At 72.0% G+C, this 19,188-nt stretch carries 18 protein-coding genes; 13 read left to right on the top strand and 5 right to left on the bottom strand.

Features of this window, described 5'->3' with window-relative positions; all coding sequences use genetic code 11:
* Nucleotides 1–47: 47 nt before the first annotated feature.
* The 7 genes from rsmD to mutM all read left to right on the top strand — a co-directional run bounded on the left by rsmD (nucleotide 48) and on the right by mutM (nucleotide 5,186).
* A complete protein-coding gene (gene rsmD, locus ACIGO8_RS00675; RefSeq protein ID WP_399722310.1) occupies nucleotides 48–629 on the top strand; it encodes a 16S rRNA (guanine(966)-N(2))-methyltransferase RsmD in 582 nt (193 codons plus the stop codon).
* Between the two features lie 26 nt (nucleotides 630–655).
* Nucleotides 656–1,135: a pantetheine-phosphate adenylyltransferase gene (gene coaD / locus ACIGO8_RS00670; RefSeq protein ID WP_399724207.1), complete on the top strand. Its 480-nt coding sequence runs from the start codon at nucleotides 656–658 to the stop codon at nucleotides 1,133–1,135.
* 109 nt (nucleotides 1,136–1,244) lie between these two features.
* Nucleotides 1,245–2,312: an ATP synthase F0 subunit B gene (locus tag ACIGO8_RS00665; RefSeq protein ID WP_399722308.1), complete on the top strand. Its 1,068-nt coding sequence runs from the start codon at nucleotides 1,245–1,247 to the stop codon at nucleotides 2,310–2,312.
* 171 nt (nucleotides 2,313–2,483) lie between these two features.
* Nucleotides 2,484–3,089 (top strand): YceD family protein, encoded by a 606-nt coding sequence (locus ACIGO8_RS00660; RefSeq protein WP_399724204.1) that lies wholly within the window; start codon nucleotides 2,484–2,486, stop codon nucleotides 3,087–3,089.
* 2 nt (nucleotides 3,090–3,091) lie between these two features.
* Nucleotides 3,092–3,265, top strand: coding sequence for a 50S ribosomal protein L32 (gene rpmF / locus ACIGO8_RS00655; RefSeq protein ID WP_030496967.1), 174 nt, complete (start codon nucleotides 3,092–3,094; stop codon nucleotides 3,263–3,265).
* Nucleotides 3,266–3,284: 19 nt separating this feature from the next.
* A complete protein-coding gene (gene rnc, locus ACIGO8_RS00650) occupies nucleotides 3,285–4,079 on the top strand; it encodes a ribonuclease III (RefSeq protein ID WP_399722306.1) in 795 nt (264 codons plus the stop codon).
* A 192-nt stretch (nucleotides 4,080–4,271) separates the two neighbouring features.
* Complete coding sequence (gene mutM / locus ACIGO8_RS00645; protein WP_399722304.1) at nucleotides 4,272–5,186, top strand: bifunctional DNA-formamidopyrimidine glycosylase/DNA-(apurinic or apyrimidinic site) lyase; 915 nt, start codon at nucleotides 4,272–4,274, stop codon at nucleotides 5,184–5,186.
* A gap of 15 nt (nucleotides 5,187–5,201) precedes the next feature.
* Here mutM and ACIGO8_RS00640 read toward each other — a convergent pair whose 3' ends face one another.
* Entirely contained in the window at nucleotides 5,202–5,630 is a 429-nt protein-coding gene (locus ACIGO8_RS00640; RefSeq protein ID WP_399722302.1) for a winged helix-turn-helix transcriptional regulator, read from the bottom strand.
* Nucleotides 5,631–5,760: 130 nt separating this feature from the next.
* Between ACIGO8_RS00640 and ACIGO8_RS00635 the strand changes: the two genes are divergently transcribed.
* Nucleotides 5,761–6,345 (top strand): flavodoxin family protein, encoded by a 585-nt coding sequence (locus ACIGO8_RS00635; RefSeq protein ID WP_399722300.1) that lies wholly within the window; start codon nucleotides 5,761–5,763, stop codon nucleotides 6,343–6,345.
* Between the two features lie 145 nt (nucleotides 6,346–6,490).
* Here the strand turns inward: ACIGO8_RS00635 and ACIGO8_RS00630 are convergent, their stop codons facing one another.
* A complete protein-coding gene (locus ACIGO8_RS00630) occupies nucleotides 6,491–7,372 on the bottom strand; it encodes a CAP domain-containing protein (protein ID WP_399722298.1) in 882 nt (293 codons plus the stop codon).
* Between the two features lie 194 nt (nucleotides 7,373–7,566).
* Between ACIGO8_RS00630 and ACIGO8_RS00625 the strand changes: the two genes are divergently transcribed.
* The 4 genes from ACIGO8_RS00625 (at nucleotide 7,567) to ACIGO8_RS00610 (ending at nucleotide 14,181) form a co-directional block, all read left to right on the top strand.
* Nucleotides 7,567–7,848, top strand: a complete 282-nt coding sequence (locus ACIGO8_RS00625; RefSeq protein ID WP_399722296.1) for an acylphosphatase — start codon at nucleotides 7,567–7,569, stop codon at nucleotides 7,846–7,848.
* Nucleotides 7,849–8,251: 403 nt separating this feature from the next.
* Entirely contained in the window at nucleotides 8,252–8,467 is a 216-nt protein-coding gene (locus tag ACIGO8_RS00620) for a hypothetical protein (protein ID WP_399722294.1), read from the top strand.
* Nucleotides 8,468–8,713: 246 nt separating this feature from the next.
* Nucleotides 8,714–12,541: an AAA family ATPase gene (locus ACIGO8_RS00615; protein WP_399722292.1), complete on the top strand. Its 3,828-nt coding sequence runs from the start codon at nucleotides 8,714–8,716 to the stop codon at nucleotides 12,539–12,541.
* Between the two features lie 206 nt (nucleotides 12,542–12,747).
* Nucleotides 12,748–14,181, top strand: coding sequence for a sugar porter family MFS transporter (locus tag ACIGO8_RS00610; RefSeq protein WP_399722290.1), 1,434 nt, complete (start codon nucleotides 12,748–12,750; stop codon nucleotides 14,179–14,181).
* 48 nt (nucleotides 14,182–14,229) lie between these two features.
* Here the strand turns inward: ACIGO8_RS00610 and ACIGO8_RS00605 are convergent, their stop codons facing one another.
* Both ACIGO8_RS00605 and ACIGO8_RS00600 read right to left on the bottom strand, forming a co-directional pair.
* Nucleotides 14,230–15,207: an LLM class flavin-dependent oxidoreductase gene (locus tag ACIGO8_RS00605; RefSeq protein ID WP_399722288.1), complete on the bottom strand. Its 978-nt coding sequence runs from the start codon at nucleotides 15,205–15,207 to the stop codon at nucleotides 14,230–14,232.
* A gap of 58 nt (nucleotides 15,208–15,265) precedes the next feature.
* A complete protein-coding gene (locus ACIGO8_RS00600) occupies nucleotides 15,266–16,720 on the bottom strand; it encodes a cytosine permease (protein WP_399722286.1) in 1,455 nt (484 codons plus the stop codon).
* Between the two features lie 123 nt (nucleotides 16,721–16,843).
* Here ACIGO8_RS00600 and ftsY point away from each other — a divergent pair, with 123 nt between their 5' ends.
* Nucleotides 16,844–18,070 carry a signal recognition particle-docking protein FtsY gene (gene ftsY, locus ACIGO8_RS00595; RefSeq protein ID WP_399722284.1) on the top strand — a complete coding sequence of 409 codons (1,227 nt, stop codon included), beginning with the start codon at nucleotides 16,844–16,846 and terminating at the stop codon, nucleotides 18,068–18,070.
* 202 nt (nucleotides 18,071–18,272) lie between these two features.
* Here the strand turns inward: ftsY and ACIGO8_RS00590 are convergent, their stop codons facing one another.
* Nucleotides 18,273–18,926, bottom strand: coding sequence for a bifunctional DNA primase/polymerase (locus tag ACIGO8_RS00590; RefSeq protein WP_399722282.1), 654 nt, complete (start codon nucleotides 18,924–18,926; stop codon nucleotides 18,273–18,275).
* Between the last annotated feature and the right edge of the window lie 262 nt (nucleotides 18,927–19,188).

Below are 19,188 nucleotides of genomic sequence, written 5' to 3'. Positions count from 1 at the left end.
CCCTAAGCTGTTGCTTACGCACTGGCTATGGATGACGAGGACCCCAGATGACCCGCGTGATCGCCGGCACCGCCGGCGGACGCCGAATCGCCGTGCCGCCGGGCAACGGCACCCGCCCCACCTCCGACCGGGCGCGGGAAGGGCTCTTCTCCACCTGGGAGTCGTTCCACGGCCTGGCGGGCGCCCGCGTCGCCGACCTGTACGCGGGCTCCGGCGCCGTCGGTCTGGAGGCGCTGTCCCGCGGCGCGGCCCACGCCCTGCTCGTCGAGGCCGACCCGCGCGCGGCCAGGACCGTACGGGAGAACATCCGCTCCCTCGGCCTGCCCGGCGCCGAACTGCGCACCGGCAAGGCCGAGCAGATCGTCACCGGACCGGCCCCGGCCGAGCCGTACGACCTGCTCTTCCTCGACCCGCCCTACGCCGTCTCCGACGACGATCTTCGCGAGATCCTCCTCACACTGCGCGCGGGGGGCTGGATCGGCGAGGATGCCCTCGTCACCGTGGAGCGCAGCACCCGAGGCGGCGCCTTCGGCTGGCCGGACGGCTTCGAACCGATGCGGTCCCGTCGCTACGGCGAGGGAACGTTTTGGTACGGTCGCGCCGCCTCTACGTGCGAAGACGCACGATGACCGGACCGGAGAGCGAGGGAACCAAGTTGCGCCGCGCCGTCTGTCCGGGGTCGTTCGACCCCATCACCAATGGACACCTCGACATCATCGCCCGCGCCTCCAAGCTGTACGACGTCGTGCACGTCGCGGTGATGATCAACCAGTCCAAGCAGGGCCTGTTCACGGTCGACGAGCGGATCGAGCTCATCCGCGAGGTCACCGCCGACTTCGGCAACGTCGAGGTCGAGTCCTTCCACGGCCTGCTCGTCGACTTCTGCAAGCAGCGCGACATCCCGGCCATCGTCAAGGGCCTCCGGGCGGTCAGCGACTTCGACTACGAGCTGCAGATGGCGCAGATGAACAACGGGCTCTCGGGCGTCGAGACCCTCTTCGTGCCCACCAACCCGACCTACAGCTTCCTGTCGTCCTCGCTGGTCAAGGAGGTCGCGGCCTGGGGCGGCGACGTCTCCCACTTGGTGCCGCCGCAGGTGCTCGACCGCCTCACCGAACGGCTGCGCCGGTCGTGACCCGCGGCCACCGGTCCTGACGCTCCGTCACCAGGTCCCGGACGGGCCCCGACTGGCCTTACAGTCGTCCCGTCCGTCTCCATCCAGCTGTAGAGAGTGGCGAGCACCGGTGGACGTGCAGAAGAAGCTCGACGAGATCGTCACGACGGTCCAAAGCGCCCGCTCCATGCCCATGTCGGCGTCCTGTGTGATCAACCGGGCCGAGCTGCTTGCCCTGCTCGACGAGGTCCGCGAGGCCCTGCCGGGCTCCCTCGCGCAGGCGCGCGAGCTGCTCGGCGGACGCGAGCAGATGGTCGAGCAGGCCCGTCAGGAGGCCGAGCGGATCATCGAGGCCGCCCACGCCGAGCGCGGCTCGCTGATCTCCGACACCCAGGTCGCCCGCCAGTCCCAGGACGAGGCCGACCGGATCCTCGCCGAGGCCCGCCGGGAGGCGGAGGAGATCCGCGCCGAGGCCGACGACTACGTCGACTCCAAGCTGGCCAACTTCGAGGTCGTCCTCAACAAGACCATCGCCGCCGTCGACCGCGGCCGCGAGAAGCTGCTCGGCCGCGGCCCGGGCCTCGACGAGCAGGGTTACGCGGACGAGGACGCGCCCGAGTACAGCGCCGACCCGCAGACCCTGATCCAGCGGGCCGACGCCTACGTCGACACCAAGCTGGGCGCCTTCGAGGCGGTCCTGAGCAAGACCCTGGAGGCGGTCGGCCGCGGTCGGCAGAAGCTGCACGGTCGGATCGCCAGCGACGCCCTCGGCGAGCACATGGCCGCCCAGGACGCGGCCGGCGCCTCGGTGCACACCAGCGACGCCGACTACCTGGCCGGCCTCGCGGAGCTGGCCGACCCCGAGCCCGTACAGATCCCGGCGCAGGCGCAGGCCGCCCCGCAGCAGCACCACCAGCACCAGCCGCCGCAGCCGCCGTCCGACCCGTACGGCTACCAGCAGCCGCAGCAGGCCGACCCCTACGGCTACCAGCAGCCGGCCCTGGACCCGTACGGCTATCAGCAGCAGGATCCGTACGCCTACCAGCAGCCGCAGCAGACCGACGCCTACGGCTACCCGCAGCACCAGGCGCAGCCCCAGGCCCAGCCGCAGCAGGCCGCCTCGCTCGACGAGACCAGCTTCTTCGACACCGGCATGATCGACCTGGAGCAGCTGCGCCGCTACGAACAGGGCCACTGAGCTGGGGCGGGGCCCGGATTGGGCCCTGAGCGAAGCGTCCAGTATCCTGGCTCTTCGGTCGCGCGTATGATCCGCGATCCATGCTGCCCACGTCTGGCAGCCCCTCACGTCGTGAACGATCCGAAAGCAGGAAGAACCCTGAGCACGCGCCTCGACCACCGCAACCCCCTCGTGTTCGACACGCACGAGCTGGGGCGGCGTCCTGGTGCCATGCAGCGGATCTCCCGCACGGTCGACGCCCCCAGGGACCTGGGGATCGCGGGGGTCATCGGAGTGCCCGAGGGCGAGCCGGTGGAGATCGAGCTCCGTCTCGAGTCGGTCATGGAAGGGGTGCTTGTCACAGGCACCGCCCGTGCATCGGCCGAGGGTGAGTGCGTAAGGTGTCTGGAGCCCGTCGAGCTGGAGCTCGACGCGGACTTCCAGGAGATGTTCTCGTACCCCGACTCCGACGACCGGGGCCGCTCCAAGGCGGTCGCGGACGACGAAGCCGAGGACGACGAGGGCATGATCCCCCTCGAGGACGGCATGTTCGACCTCGAGCCCGTGCTGCGCGATGCGGTGGTGCTCGCACTGCCGATGCAGCCGGTGTGCCGGGAGGACTGTGAGGGTCTGTGTTCCGAGTGCGGAATCAACCTGAACGAGAACCCGGACCACCACCATGACGCCGTCGACATGCGTTGGGCGGCACTGCAGGGACTCGCCGGTTCGCTGGGAACCGATGAGAAGGACAACATGAGCGATGCCGCATCCGGTGTCGACGAGAAGCAGGAGAAGTAGCCGTGGCTGTTCCGAAGCGGAAGATGTCGCGCAGCAACACGCGCCACCGCCGGTCGCAGTGGAAGGCTGCGGTCCCCACCCTGGTTTCGTGTGAGCGTTGCCAGGAGCCGAAGCAGCAGCACATCGCGTGCCCGAGCTGTGGCACCTACAACAAGCGCCAGGTCCTCTCGGTCTGAGGGGCTGGTGAGAGGCACGATGTCTGACCACATCACTTCGGCCTCGTCCCACACGCTTCTGGAAGGGCGGCTCGGGTATCAGCTCGAGTCCGCCCTTCTGGTGCGTGCGCTGACCCACCGTTCCTACGCGTACGAGAACGGCGGTCTGCCCACCAACGAGCGTCTGGAGTTCCTCGGGGACTCCGTGCTCGGTCTGGTGGTCACGGACACGCTCTACCGCACCCACCCCGACCTGCCCGAAGGCCAGCTGGCCAAGCTGCGGGCCGCGGTGGTCAACTCGCGCGCACTGGCGGAGGTGGGCCGCGGCCTCGACCTCGGCTCCTTCATCCGGCTCGGCCGGGGCGAGGAAGGCACGGGCGGCCGGGACAAGGCGTCCATCCTCGCCGACACCCTCGAAGCGGTGATCGGCGCGGTCTATCTCGACCAGGGCCTCGACGCGGCGTCCGAGCTGGTGCACCGGCTCTTCGACCCGCTGATCGAGAAGTCCTCCAACCTCGGCGCCGGCCTGGACTGGAAGACCAGTCTCCAGGAGCTGACCGCGGCGGAGGGCCTGGGTGTGCCGGAGTACCTCGTCAGCGAGGAGGGTCCGGACCACGAGAAGGTCTTCACGGCTGCCGCCCGCGTCGGTGGTGTCTCGTACGGCACCGGCACCGGCCGCAGCAAGAAGGAAGCGGAACAGCAGGCGGCGGAGTCCGCGTGGCGCGCGATCCGCGCCGCCGCGGACGAGCGCGCGGCGGCGGCGAAGGCCGCGGCCGAGAGCGGTGCGGAAGAGGCCGCCGACCCCTCTTCCACCAAGGACCAGGCCTCGGCCTGATTCACGCTTCCCGATGCCCTCGTCCCCGCCCGGGGACGGGGGCGTCGTCATGCCGGGGCGGTTGTAGGCTGCGAGCACCGGTCGCACCGGTCGCACCGGCCCGAGCGGCCGCACCAGCAGCACCGGCCGCGCCGGTCGCACCAGCCGCACCGGCCCGAGCGGCCGTCGAGTGAACGTCTACGGAGGAGTGCCGTGCCCGAGTTGCCCGAGGTCGAGGTCGTACGACGCGGTCTTGAGCGCTGGGTCGCGGGGCGGACCGTCGCCGAGGTCGAGGTCCTGCACCCGCGGGCGGTGCGGCGCCATCTCGGCGGCGGCGAGGACTTCGCCGCCCGGCTGACGGGGCAGCGCTTCGGCGTCCCGCAGCGGCGCGGCAAGTACCTGTGGCTGCCGCTCGCCGACGCCGGCGCCTCGGTGCTCGGCCATCTCGGCATGAGCGGCCAGCTGCTCGTGCAGCCCGAGGACGCGGCGGACGAGAAGCACCTGCGGATCCGGATCCGGTTCGCCGACGGCGACCGGACCGAGCTGCGCTTCGTCGACCAGCGGACCTTCGGCGGCCTCTCGCTGCACGACACCGCCCCGGACAGCACCGACGGGCTGCCGGACGTCATCGCGCACATCGCGCGCGATCCGCTCGACCCGGCCTTCGACGACGCCGCCTTCCAGGCCGCGCTGCGGCTGCGGCGTACGACGATCAAGCGGGCGCTGCTCGACCAGTCGCTGATCAGCGGCGTCGGCAACATCTACGCCGACGAGGCGCTGTGGCGGGCGAAGCTGCACTACGACCGGCCGACCGCGACGCTCACCCGGGCCAAGAGCGCGGAACTGCTCGGCCATGTGCGGGACGTGATGAACGCGGCGCTCGCGGTGGGCGGCACCAGCTTCGACTCGCTGTACGTCAACGTGAACGGCGAGTCCGGCTACTTCGACCGGTCGCTCGACGCCTACGGGCGGGAGGGCGAGCCCTGCCGCCGCTGCGGTACGCCGATGCGCCGGCGGCCCTGGATGAACCGGTCCAGCTACTACTGCCCGCGCTGTCAGCGCCCGCCGCGGGTGAGCCGCACCGGCGGCGTGGGCGGTCTGGGCGCCCTCGGCGGCGTCACGGCGTGACGTGCGGGGCGCCCGTCAGGGTGTGACGAGGGCGGCGCGCTCCGCGTCGTACGCCTCGCGGGCGGCGAGCACCTGCGGCATGCGGCCCTCGACCAGGTGGATCAGGGCGAGCAGCTGCTCGGCGACCTCGGTGCCCAGCGGCGTGAGCCGGTAGTCGACCCGCGGCGGGTTGGTGGGCTGGGCCTCGCGGTGCACGAGTCCGTCGCGCTCCAGCGCGTGCAGGGTCTGCGACAGCATCTTCTCGCTGACGCCGTCCACCCGTCGCCGCAGCTCGTTGAAGCGGAAACCGCCCTCGTGGAGCGCGCCCAGGGTGAGGCTGCCCCAGCGGCCGGTCACGTGCTCCAGCGTGCCGCGTGAAGGGCAGGCCCTGGCGAATACGTCGAACACGTCGCAGGCGTCGGCGCCCGCGTCGGTACAGGTGGGCTGGTCCCGGTCGTCGGTCATCTCTCTACCATACTCCCGCACAGCGCTGTCTATCGGGTAGCGCTGTGCCCTTGCTTGCGCTTTCCAAAAGTTAGTGCTCTACTTCTTGGCGTTCGCCCCGCCGTTCCCGCACCGCCGAGGAGCCTTCTTCATGACCACGCCCGTCGTCTCCATCGCCTACCACTCGGGCTTCGGCCACACCGCCGTCCTCGCCGAGGCCGTGCGCGCCGGCGCCGCCGACGCCGGCGCCACCGTGCACCTGATCAAGGTCGACGAGATCACCGACGCCCAGTGGGAGCTGCTCGACGCCTCCGACGCCATCGTCTTCGGCTCGCCGACCTACATGGGCACCGCGTCCGGCGCCTTCCACCAGTTCGCCGAGGACACCTCCAAGCGCTGGTTCACCGACGCCTGGCGCGACAAGCTGGCCGCCGGCTTCACCAACTCCGGCTCGAAGAGCGGCGACAAGCTGCACACCCTGCAGTTCTTCCAGACGCTCGCCGGCCAGCACGGCATGACCTGGGTCAACCTCGGCCTCAAGCCCGGCTGGAACACCAGCGAGGCCTCCGAGCACGACATCAACCGTCTCGGCTTCTTCTCCGGCGCCGCCGCGCAGACCCCGAACGACCTCGGCCCGGACGCGGTCCACAAGGCCGACATCGCCACCGCCGAGCACCTCGGCCGCCGGGTCGCGACGACCGCCCGCACCTTCGCCCTCGGCAAGGCCGCGGTCTGACCGCGGGACCGACCGGGCCCACCAGGGCCCACCGGCCCACCGGCCCATAGGAAAGGGCCCCGTCACCGTGAAGGTGACGGGGCCCTTTCCCGTACGGCGTGGGAGGCGTGCGGACCTGCGGTCGCCGAGGCTTCCGGCGCGTCGGTCAGAAGCCGAAGTCCTGCGTCCACCAGGGGCCGCCGGCGCCGAAGTGCACGCCGACGCCCAGGGCCGTGTAGGAGCAGTTCAGGATGTTCGCGCGGTGGCCCTCGCTCGCCATCCACGACCGCATCACCGCGGCCGCGTCGACCTGGCCCTGGGCGATGTTCTCGCCACCGAGGCTGGTGATGCCGGCCTTCGCGGCGCGGGACCAGGGCGTCGCGCCGTCGGGGTCGGTGTGGTCGAAGAAGTTCCGGGCGGCCATGTCCGCGCTGAAGGCGCCGGCCAGTGAGGCGAGCCCGGCGTCGGAGCGGACGGGGGAGCAGCCGACGGTGGCGCGCTCGACGTTCACCAGCCGGAGGACCTCCGCCTCCGCGGCGGCCTCCCGGGCGCTCACCGAACGCAGGGTGGGCTGCGGAGCGGGCTTCGGCGCCTGGGTCGTCGGCGCGGGCTTCGGCGCCTGCGTCGGGCGGACCGTCCTCGCCGGCTTCGGCGAGGCGGCCTTGGCGGGAGCCTTGGTGGTCCTGGTGACCTCGGGAGCCGGGGTCTTGGCGGGGGACCGGGTGGTCTTCGGGCCGGCGGTGGTCTGCGTGACGGACGGCTTCGGGGACGGGGCCGCGCTGCGGGAGGCGGCCCTGCCGTTCCCGGCGGGCGCGGTCGTGCCCGGGCTCTCCGGCTTCACCGAGGAGCCGCCCTGGGTGTTCAGGCTCGGGGCCTGCTGGGCCTCCACGCGCTGCTCGGCCGCCGGCGTGCCGCCGACCGTGAACGTGTCGCCGCCGGGCAGCAGGCCCGCGGCGACGGCCGTCGCGCCGACCGCGACGGCGGCGGAGACACCGAGAAGTCCGGTGCGTACGGGTGCGCCGCGTCGTGCGCCGCGATGGCGTCCCATCTCCTCGTCCTCCCTGACGGTCCGAGCCCGGTCCGAACTGCTGATCTGAACTGCGATCTTTGCTGCGATTTGCTTTCGCGGGCACTGCCGGTCGAGGCCCCGCCGAACGGGTGAGGCCCGTTCCGTCGGGACTGTACGCCATGACACGCCGGGCTGACGTGCTCCTTCCGTAATCCGCCGGTTAGCGTGCAGCCATGGATGACGACGTACGGATGACCGCCTGGGTGCGCGGCCGGGTACAGGGAGTGGGCTTCCGCTGGTTCACCAGGGCAAACGCGCTGGAGATCGGAGGCCTCGTCGGCTTCGCCCTGAACCTCGACGACGGCCGGGTGCAGGTGGTGGCCGAGGGCCCGAGTGAGAATTGCCACCGTCTGCTCGACTGGCTCCGCTCCGACGACACGCCCGGACGCGTGGACGGAGTCACTGAGATCTGGGACACCCCGCGCGGCATCTACGACACCTTCGCCATCCGCTGAGAACACCCGACGATCTTGATTCCGGCACCCCGTCCGAGGGCCCGCGAGGCCCTCGGGCGGACGTTCGACGAACAGTCCGGGAAGCGGAAATGACCTGGTGATTGCCAAGAAGCACTTGCCGTGCCAGGCTGCGCGAGGAAGGATGATCCCCAAGCCCCCAGGGCACCGAGTTGCGAGGCGCCGCCGCATGCTGTGCGGCCGTGGACCCCCCGGTGATCCCTTGATGCGGGGCGTGATCGTGTTGACCGTCAAACTTTTTGGTGAGACTCTGGAAGTCCCCGCGCACCTCAGCTGTTCGACCGTGAGAACGGGCACGACAAAAGCACGGTCGGGCACCGCGGGTGCGAATCCCTCACGACCCACACCGATTCGGTCGGTCACTCAGTGTGGAGGACCATCCATCATGGCAAAGGCGCTTCTCGGTTACGTCGGCGGCTCCGACCCGCGACTCCTCGCCGAGATGCGACGGCTTCAGCAGCGCGTCCAGGACCTCGAGTCCGAGCTTGTTCGGATCCAGTCCGAGAACGACGCGCTCACCGCTGCCGCCGCTCACCAGGGAGAGTCGCTGCTGGACAGCATCGATCTCGACGTCACCAAGGCGGAGCCTGCGCTCACCTGAGGTCCCAGCCCCGAGGGGCCAGGTGAGAAACACCTCTCGCCAGCACAGCTGGACATGCAAGGGGCGCCTGAAGGCGTCCCTTCTTTCTTGCCTCTCTCCCGCCCGGTTCCGGGCCGGCCGTCGCGCGGCTCTTCCGAATCCCTGGCGTCCCCTGCCCCCGTCGTCCCCCGTCCCACTCTTCTTGGGTGAGGGTGTGCCCTGCACCTTCAGGGGCGAAACCCGCCACCCCGGGTAGAGTCCGCAGGCGTGCATCTCAAGGCCCTCACGCTCCGCGGTTTCAAGTCGTTCGCATCCGCCACCACCCTGCGGTTCGAACCGGGAATCACCTGCGTCGTGGGGCCCAACGGGTCCGGCAAGTCCAACGTCGTCGACGCGCTGTCCTGGGTCATGGGCGAACAGGGCGCGAAGTCGCTGCGCGGCGGCAAGATGGAGGACGTCATCTTCGCCGGCACGACCGGGCGGCCTCCGCTCGGGCGCGCCGAGGTCTCGCTGACCATCGACAACTCCGACGGCGCGCTGCCCATCGACTACGCCGAAGTCACCATCACCCGGATCATGTTCCGCGGCGGCAGCAGCGAGTACCAGATCAACGGCGACACCTGCCGGCTGCTGGACATCCAGGACCTGCTGTCCGACTCCGGCATCGGCCGCGAGATGCACGTCATCGTCGGCCAGGGCCAGCTCGACTCCGTCCTGCACGCCGACCCGATGGGCCGGCGCGCCTTCATCGAGGAGGCGGCGGGCGTCCTCAAGCACCGCAAGCGCAAGGAGAAGGCGCTGCGGAAGCTCGACGCGATGCAGGCCAACCTCGCCCGCGTCCAGGACCTCACCGACGAACTGCGCCGCCAGCTCAAGCCGCTCGGCCGGCAGGCCGCGGTCGCCCGGCGCGCCGCCGTCATCCAGGCCGACCTGCGCGACGCCCGGCTGCGGCTGCTCGCCGACGACCTCGTACGCCTCAAGGAGGCGCTCAAGGCCGAGGTCGCCGACGAGGCCGCGCTGCTCGCCCGCAAGGAGGCGACCGAGACCTCGCTCAAGGCGGCGCTCGCCCGCGAGGCGCGGCTGGAGGAGGAGGTGCGCGCGCTGACGCCCCGGCTCCAGCGGGCGCAGCAGACCTGGTACGAGCTGTCGCAGCTGGCCGAGCGGGTCCGCGGCACGGTCTCGCTCGCCGACGCCCGCGTCAAGAGCGCCGTCGACCGGCCCACCGAGGAGCGGCGCGGCCGCGGCCCCGAGGACATGGAACGCGAGGCCGCCCGGATCCGCGAGCAGGAGGCCGAGCTGGAGGCGGCGCTCGAGGCCGCCGAGCGGGCCCTGGAGGACACCGTCGCCCACCGCGCCGAGCTGGAGCGGGCGCTCGCCGTCGAGGAGCGCCGCCTCAAGGACGTGGCCCGCGCGATCGCCGACCGGCGCGAGGGCCTGGCCCGGCTGCACGGCCAGGTCAACGCGGCCCGCTCGCGCGCCGCGTCCGCCCAGGCGGAGATCGACCGGCTGGCCGCCGCGCGCGACGAGGCGCGGGAGCGGGCGGTGGCCGCGCAGGAGGAGTACGAGCAGCTGAAGGCGGAGGTCGACGGGCTCGACGCGGGGGACACGGAGCTGGGGGAGCGGTACGAGACGGCCCGGAGCGAGCTGGCCGACGCGGAGACCGCGCTCACCGCCGCCCGCGAGGCGGCCGCGGCCGCCGACCGCTCGCGCGCCGCGACCCGCGCCCGCCACGACGCCCTCGCCCTGGGCCTGCGCCGCAAGGACGGCACCGGCGCCCTCCTCGCCGCGGACCTCACCGGCCTCCTCGGCCCGGCGGCCGAGCTCCTGACGGTCGCTCCCGGCCACGAACTGCCGATCGCCACCGCCCTCGGTGCCGCCGCCGACGCCCTCGCCGTCACGGGCCCCACCGCCGCGGCCGAAGCCCTCCGCCACCTCCGCAAACAGGACGCGGGCCGCGCGTCCCTCCTCCTGGCGGGCCCGGGCCCGGACGCCGCCGAGGACTCGACGGCCGATGCCGGCCTCTCGGCCCGGCCCGGTGGGGCCGGCCTCCCCGAGCGGCCGTCCACGGCCGGGGACTCCGTCCCGGCTTGCGGTCCGGCGTCGGCCGGCGGGGCCCCAGGCCCCGAGGCCGCGGCGGCCGACCCGACCGCTCCCGACCCGACCGCTCCCGACCCGACCGCTCCCGACCCGACCGCTCCCGGCGCGACCGCTCCCGGCGCGACCGCTCCTGACCCGACCGTCACCGACGCCACCGCCACCGCAGTCCCGGTGCCGGCCGCCTCCGCGGCGCATCGTGGGATCGTCGCGGCGCGGCTCGTCTCCGGGCCCGAGGAACTCATGGGGGCCGTGCGGCGGTTGCTCAGGGACGTCGTCGTGGTCGACGGGCTCGACGAGGCCGTCGAGGTGGTGCGGGCGCGGCCGGAGCTGGTGGCGGTGACCGCGGAGGGCGATCTGCTCGGCGCGCACTTCGCGCAGGGCGGGGCCGGCGGGGCGCCCAGTCTGCTGGAGGTGCAGGCGTCGGTCGACGAGGCGGCGGCGGAGCTGGCCGAGCTGGAGGTGCGGTGCCGGGAGCTGGCCGCCGCGCAGGAGGCGGCCGGCGAGCGCAGGCGGGAGGCGGCCCGGCTGGTGGAGGAGCTGACCGAGCGGCGCCGGTCGGCCGACCGGGAGAAGTCGGCGGTCGCCCAGCGGCTCGGCGGGCTCGCCGGGCAGGCCCGGGGCGCCGCCGGGGAGGCCGAGCGCGCCGCCGCGGCGGCCGCCCGCGCCCAGGAGGCCCTGGAGAAGGCACTCGTCGAGGCGGAGGAGCTGACCGAGCGGCTGCTCGTGGCCGAGGAGGCCCCGGCGGAGGAGGAGCCCGACACCTCCACCCGCGACCGCCTCGCGATCGACGGCTCCAACGCGCGCCAGACCGAGATGGAGGCCCGGCTCCAGGTCCGTACCCACGAGGAGCGGGTCAAGGCGCTCGCCGGCCGCGCCGACTCGCTGGACCGGGCGGCCCGGGCCGAGCGCGAGGCCCGGGTCCGTGCCGAGCAGCGCCGGGCCCGGCTGCGCCACGAGGCGGAGGTGGCCGCCGCGGTCGCGTCCGCCGCCCGTCAGCTGCTCGCCCACGTCGAGGTCTCGCTCGTCCGCGCCGAGCGGGAACGCGCCCTCGCCGAGGCCGCGAAGGCCGCCCGCGAGGAGGACCTCGCCGCCGCCCGCGCCGAGGGCCGGGACCTCAAGGCGGAGCTGGACAAGCTCACCGACTCGGTCCACCGCGGCGAGGTCCTCGGCGCCGAGAAGCGGTTGCGGATCGAGCAGCTGGAGGCCCGTTCGCTGGAGGAGCTGGGCGTCGAGCCGGCCGTGCTCGTCGACGAGTACGGCCCGCACCAGCCCGTACCGCCGTCGCCGCCCGCCGAGGGCGAGGAGCTGCCCGAGGACCCGGACCATCCGCGCAACCAGCCGCGCCCGTTCGTCCGTTCGGAGCAGGACAAGCGCCTGCGGGCCGCCGAACGGGCGTACCAGCAGCTCGGCAAGGTCAACCCGCTCGCCCTGGAGGAGTTCGCCGCGCTGGAGGAACGCCACCAGTTCCTCTCCGAGCAGCTGGAGGACCTGAAGAAGACCAGGGCCGACCTCCTTCAGGTCGTGAAGGAGGTGGACCTGCGGGTCGAGCAGGTTTTCACCGAGGCCTACCGGGACACGGCCCGCGAGTTCGAAGGCGTCTTCGGCCGGCTCTTCCCGGGCGGCGAGGGCCGGCTGATCCTCACCGATCCCGACAACATGCTCACCACCGGCGTCGACGTCGAGGCCCGCCCGCCGGGCAAGAAGGTCAAGCGGCTGTCGCTGCTCTCCGGCGGCGAGCGCTCGCTGACGGCGGTGGCGCTGCTGGTGTCCATCTTCAAGGCGCGGCCGAGCCCGTTCTACGTGATGGACGAGGTCGAGGCGGCGCTCGACGACACCAACCTGCAGCGGCTGATCCGGATCATGCAGGAGCTCCAGGAGTCCTCGCAGCTGATCGTGATCACGCACCAGAAGCGGACGATGGAGGTCGCCGACGCGCTCTACGGGGTGTCGATGCAGGGCGACGGGGTATCGAAAGTCATCAGCCAAAGGCTCCGCTGAGAGACAGAACTTCAACTTGTGAACACAGGTCGCCGTGAGGTGCGTTTCAAGTCATACGACATGACCTCTTGACTTCGAAACATGAAGGCATAGTCTCTGCAACGTTGCTTTTACCTTCAAGTGGTGGGCGGCGAGAAGTTGTGCGCCACTTGAAGGGCTCGCCCCCCACCGCACCGGCGACGCTGCCGGAGCCCCGAGGAGTCCCCGTGACCAGCACCGCGCAGGCGCCCACACCGCCTTCGTCCGAGGGCCGTTCGGCCCATCCGGAACACATCGGACACGTCATCTTCATCACGGCCTCGGCCGCGATGGGCGGCTTCCTCTTCGGTTACGACAGCTCCGTCATCAACGGTGCCGTCGAGGCCATCCGCGACCGCTACGACATCGGCTCCGCGGCCCTCGCCCAGGTCATCGCCATCGCCCTGATCGGCTGCGCCATCGGCGCCGCCACCGCCGGCCGGATCGCCGACCGCATCGGCCGGATCCGCTGCATGCAGATCGCGGCCGTCCTCTTCTCCGTCAGCGCCGTCGGCTCCGCGCTGCCCTTCGCCCTCTGGGACCTGGCCTTCTGGCGCATCATCGGCGGCTTCGCCATCGGCATGGCCTCCGTGATCGGCCCCGCCTACATCGCCGAGGTCGCGCCCGCCGCCTACCGCGGCCGGCTCGGCTCCTTCCAGCAGGCCGCGATCGTCATCGGCATCGCCATCTCCCAGCTGGTCAACTACGGCATCCTCCAGCTCGCCGACGGCGAGCAGCGCGGCGAGATCGGCGGCCTCGAGGCCTGGCAGTGGATGCTCGGCGTGATGGTCGTGCCCGCGCTCCTCTACGGCCTGCTGTCCTTCGCCATCCCCGAGTCCCCGCGCTTCCTCATCTCCGCCGGCCGCGTCGACAAGGCCAAGGAGGTGCTCGCCGAGGTCGAGGGCCGCGGCGTCGACCTGGACCGCCGGGTCGCCGAGATCGACCGGGCCATGCGCAGCGAGCACCGGTCCACCTTCAAGGACCTGCTGGTCCGCGGCAGCTCCTTCAAGCTGCTGCCCATCGTCTGGGTCGGCATCGGCCTGTCCGTCTTCCAGCAGCTCGTCGGCATCAACGTCGCCTTCTACTACTCCGCGACGCTCTGGCAGTCCGTCGGCATCGACCCGTCGAGCTCCTTCCTCTACTCCTTCACCACGTCGATCATCAACATCATCGGCACCGTGATCGCGATGGTCCTGGTCGACCGGATCGGCCGCCGCCCGCTCGCCCTCATCGGCTCCGCCGGCATGGCCGTCGCCCTCGCCTTCGAGGCCTGGGCCTTCTCCGCCGACCTCGTCGACGGCAAGCTGCCGAACACCCAGGGCGTCGTCGCGCTCGTCGCCGCCCATGTCTTCGTGCTCTTCTTCGCCCTCTCGTGGGGCGTGGTCGTCTGGGTCTTCCTCGGCGAGATGTTCCCCAACCGCATCCGCGCCGCCGCGCTCGGCGTCGCCGCCTCCGCGCAGTGGATCGCCAACTGGGCCATCACCGCCAGCTTCCCGTCCCTCGCCGACTGGAACCTGTCCGGCACCTACGTCATCTACACGGTCTTCGCCGTGCTCTCCATCCCCTTCGTGCTCAGGTACGTCAAGGAGACCAAGGGCAAGGCGTTGGAGGAGATGGGCTAAACCCCGCTGCCCCGCTCCTCTCGCACGACACTGCCCCGGCCCGAGGCCCTATGCCCCGAGCCGGGGCAGTACGTCGTCGCAGAACAGGCGCAGGCTCCGCCAGCCCTCCTCGACCGGCATCCCGCCGCACAGCGGATGCAGCACCAGACTGTCCAGCTCACGGCCGAGCGCCACGCACTCCTCGGGCGTCACCACCCGGTAGACGCCCTCCGCGCGCAGCTCCGCCACCGTGCCCGCGGCCGACCGCACCGCCGAGCGGATCTCCTTCGACTGCCAGGAGGCGTAGGTCCGCGCCTCGTGCAGGAAGTGCCCGCCGAACTCCGCCCAGGTCCGGTCCGGATCCTCCGACACGTGCAGCAGCGGCGTCTCGCGCGCCGGCATCATGGTCCAGCCCTCCGTCCCGTACGCGGCGCACTGTTCCCGGTAGTACGTCTCGAGCTCCGGCAGGTGCGCACTCGGGAAGAGCGGAAGCCCGAGCCGGGCCGCCCGCCGCGCCGCCGCCTTCGACGAGCCGCCGACCAGCAGCATCGGGTGAGGCTGGGTCAGCGGCCGCGGAGTGACCCGAACCGTACGGCCCTGGTAGCTGAAGGGCTCACCGGACCAGGCCGCGAGCAGGGTCTCCAGGAGCAGGTCCTGGAGCTTGCCGCGGCGGCCCCAGTCCACGCCGCGCTCCTCGTACTCCTCCGGCCGGTAGCCGATCCCGGCGACCGTGACCAGCCGGCCGCCGCTGAGCAGGTCGAGGACGGCGATCTCCTCGGCGAGCCGCAGCGGGTCGTGCAGCGGCCCGATGATCGCCGAGACCGTGACGGCGATCCTCCGGGTGGCCCCGAAGACGGCGCCGGCGAAGGCGAAGGGAGAGGGCAGCCAGTTGTTGGCGGCGCCGTGGTGCTCCTCGGTCTGCACGGTGTCGACGCCGTGCTCGTCGGCATGGGCGGCCATCCGCACGGCGGCCCGGTAGCGGGCCGAGAGGGAGACCGGATCGGCCTGCGGATCGACGAGGTTGAACCGTACGACTGTGAAGGGCATGGGAAGTCCCCCTCCGCGCGTGGGATACCGGCGAAGGGGGACGCTATCTGACGTGACGTCAGATGGAAACGGTCTCGCGGACCCGTTCCGGCTCCGCCGCGGCCTCGGCGGCGGTGCGCGGCAGCACCGCGTACAGCACGCCCGCCACCACGATCGTCGCCGCCCAGCCGAGCCCGTTGCGCCCGATCCACGACGAGGCCAGCGGACCGGAGAACCAGTCGACCTTCGTGAACAGCAGACCCGCGGCCAGGGCCACGCCCCACGCCGTCATCGCCTGCCAGGCGAAACCGCCGCGGTACCAGTACGCACTGGTGCGGGTGGTGTCCATCAGCGCCTCCGCGTCGTACGTACGACGGCGCAGCATGTCCACGCCGAAGACGCCGATCCACGCCGAGAACGCCACCGCCAGCAGCGTGAGGAAGGAGATGAACGAGCCGATGAAGCTGGTCGCCACCACCATCAGCAGGACGCCGAAGACCAGGCTGATCGCCGCGTTCACGCTGACCGCCGCCGCCCGCGGCACCTTGATGCCGAGCGTCTGCGCCGTGAAGCCGGCCGAGTACATCGACATCGAGTTGATCAGCAGCATGCCGAGCAGCGCGATCAGCAGGTACGGCACCGAGATCCAGGCCGGCAGCAGCTCACCGATGAAGGAGACCGGGTCCTGCGCCGAGGCCAGGTCCGGCGTCGACACCGCCATCACCGCGCCCATCAGCACCATCGGCAGCACCACGATGCCGGCGCCGCCGACCGTCGAGCCGACGACACCCTTCGAGGACGCCGTACGCGGCAGATAGCGGGTGAAGTCCGGACCCGACGGCACCCAGCTGATGCCGCCGGCCGCGATCGTGCCGATGCCCGCGACCAGCATCGCCGTCGAGCCGGCGGGCTTGGCGAAGACCGCCGACCAGTCGGTGTTCGCCACCAGGTAGACCAGGACCAGGACGGAGAAGGCGCCGAAGAGGTACGTCGACCACTTGCTGCACACGCGCAGCGCGTTGATGCCGAGGCCGGAGACCAGGAAGGTGCAGGAGACGAAGGCCAGCAGCGTCAGCACGATCAGGAAGGTGTTCGACCTCACACCGAAGAGCAGGTCGAGCACGGTGAGCACGGCGTAGGCGCCGGTGACCGCGTTGATGGTCTCCCAGCCCCAGCGGGCCACCCAGATCAGCGCCCCGGGAAAAAGGTTTCCGCGCTGGCCGAACACGGCCCGCGACAGCGCCATGCCCGGCGCGCCGCCCCGCTTGCCGGCGATCGAGATCAGGCCCACGATCCCGTACGAGAGGACCGGCGCGGCCACCGCCACCAGCAGGACCTGCCAGAAGTTCAGGCCGTTGAACACGATCAGACCGGCGCCCATCGTGAGCAGCAGCACACTGATGTTGGCCGCGACCCAGGTCGGGAACAGCTCGCCGACCCGGCCGGTCCGCTCGGCGTCGGGCACGGGTTCGAGGCCGCGGCTCTCCAGCGTGCCGCCGCTCTGCGCGCCTTCGGTCTCGGAGGCGTGGGACATAGGGGTACTCCGTTGTACAGATGGGGGGAAGCACCCACTTTACGTGTTACGTGCAACGTCTTCGCCGCCCCCCGCGACGTTCTCCGTGCCCCGGGCCCTTCGTGGCCGATACTGGGTGACGTTATGGAACTCATCCTTGCTGTAGTCATCGCTCTGGTCGTCGCGGTCGCCGTGACCAGCGGGCTCGTGATCAGCGGTCGCAAGAAGAAGCAGCTGCCGCCGGCCGAGCCGCCGTCCACCACGCCGACCATCACCGCTCCGCCCGCCGAACCGCACGTCGGCGACGAGGCGGAGACACCGCGGGAAGAACCACGCCGCACCGTCCAAGAGGTCGAGCTCCCCACGGCCGAGGAGGCCGTGGAGACGCCCGCCGCGGTCGAGGACCCGGTCGTCGAGGCGCCGCCCGCGCCCGCGATCGAGGTGCCCGAGCCCACCGCCGGCCGTCTCGTCCGGCTCCGGGCCCGCCTCGCCCGCTCCCAGAACTCGCTCGGCAAGGGACTGCTCACGCTGCTGTCCCGCGAGCACCTCGACGAGGACACCTGGGAGGAGATCGAGGAGACCCTTCTCACCGCCGACGTCGGCGTCGCGCCCACCCAGGAGCTGGTCGACCGGCTGCGCGAGCGCGTCAAGGTGCTCGGCACCCGCACTCCCGACGAGCTGCGCGGTCTGCTGCGCGAGGAGCTGATCGCGCTCCTCGGCGCCGACCTCGACCGCACCGTCAGGACCGAGAGCCCCGAGGACGTCCCGGGCGTCGTCATGGTCGTCGGCGTCAACGGCACCGGCAAGACCACCACCACCGGCAAGCTGGCCCGTGTCCTGGTCGCCGACGGCAAGTCCGTCGTCCTCGGCGCCGCCGACACCTTCCGCGCCGCCGCCGCCGACCAGCTCCAGACCTGGGGCGAGCGGGTCGGCGCGCGCACCGTGCGCGGCCCGGAGGGCGGCGACCCGGCGTCGATCGCCTACGACGCGGTCAAGGAGGGCATCGCCGAGAAGGCCGACGTCGTCCTCATCGACACCGCAGGCCGGCTGCACACCAAGACCGGCCTCATGGACGAGCTCGGCAAGGTCAAGCGCGTCGTCGAGAAGCACGGCCCGCTGGACGAGGTGCTGCTCGTCCTCGACGCCACCACCGGCCAGAACGGCCTCATCCAGGCCCGGGTCTTCGCCGAGGTGGTCGACATCACCGGCATCGTCCTGACCAAGCTCGACGGCACCGCCAAGGGCGGCATCGTCGTGGCCGTCCAGCGCGAGCTGGGCGTCCCGGTGAAGCTGGTCGGCCTGGGCGAGGGCCCGGACGACCTGGCGCCCTTCGAGCCGGGCGCCTTCGTCGACGCCCTCATCGGCGACTGACCGGACCTCCAGTCACACCCGCGCGTACGAGAAGGGCCCCTGCCGCAGCTCAACGGCAGGGGCCCTTCCGCGTGACCGGGTCCGGGGCCTCAGGACACCCGGGTCCCGAGGGGCCGGGTCCCGGTGTGGTCCGGGGCCTGAGGTTCCAGGTCCCGAGGGTCCGGGTCCCGGTGTGGTCCGGGTCCCGAGGGTCCGGGTCCGGTCAGTAGTGCGTCCGGTGGCAGATGTACGCCAGGGTGCCGAGCAGCAGGCGGGCCTGGGGCGGCGCGCCGGCCGTGTCCAGGGTCGGCGGGCGCAGCCAGCGGACCGGGCCGAGGCCGCCCAGGTCGGACGGCGGGGCGGTGACATGGGCGCCCGGGCCCAGGCACCGCAGGTCCAGATCGGCGTCGTCCCAGCCCATCCGGTAGAGCAGCCGCGGCAGCTCGGCCGCCGCGCCCGGCGCCACGAAGAACTGCGCCCGGCCCGTCGGCGTCGCGCACACCGGCCCCAGCGGCAGCCCCATGCGCTCCAGCCGGACCAGCGCCCGGCGGCCCGCCGCCTCGGCGACCTCCAGCACGTCGAAGGCCCGGCCGACCGGCAGCAGGATCGCCGCTCCGGGATACCGCGACCACGCCTTGGTCGCGTCGTCGAGACCCGCGCCCGCCGCGACCGGCTCGGCGAAGCCGAGCGGATGCGCGCCCGGAGCCGTACAGACGGGATCGCCGCAGGAGCAGCGGCCGGCGACCGCCCGCGCGCCCGGGACCACGTCCCAGCCCCACAGTCCGGTGTACTCGGCCACCGCTGTGCACTCCGTGGTGCGTACGCGGCGACGTGAGCCGGACCGCATCTCACGAATGCCGCCGATCGTGAAGCCCATGCCCCCTCCAACGGGTCGGACGCGCCGGTGGTTACGGACCGGAGATCGGCCGTCACGCTCCGCCGCAACAGAGGCGTACGGGAGCGTGGACGGGTGGTGCGGACCGCCGCGCGCGCCTCCTCGCGCTCCGGTACGCCGACCCTGGTCCGTCGCATGTCAAGTGAATCGCGTTCCGTGCGCGGCGAGTTCATTCGAAGGGGTGGCGAATGGTGGCGTTTCTTGAAACGCCATGCCCGGACGGGTGATCGTAGGATTACCTTCG

It is taken from the genome of Streptomyces sp. NPDC053493 (assembly GCF_044544825.1).
Taxonomy (GTDB): Bacteria; Actinomycetota; Actinomycetes; order Streptomycetales; family Streptomycetaceae; genus Streptomyces.
The sequence above is the reverse complement of the archived record's forward strand: the minus strand, read 5'-3'. Positions and strand labels throughout refer to the sequence as shown.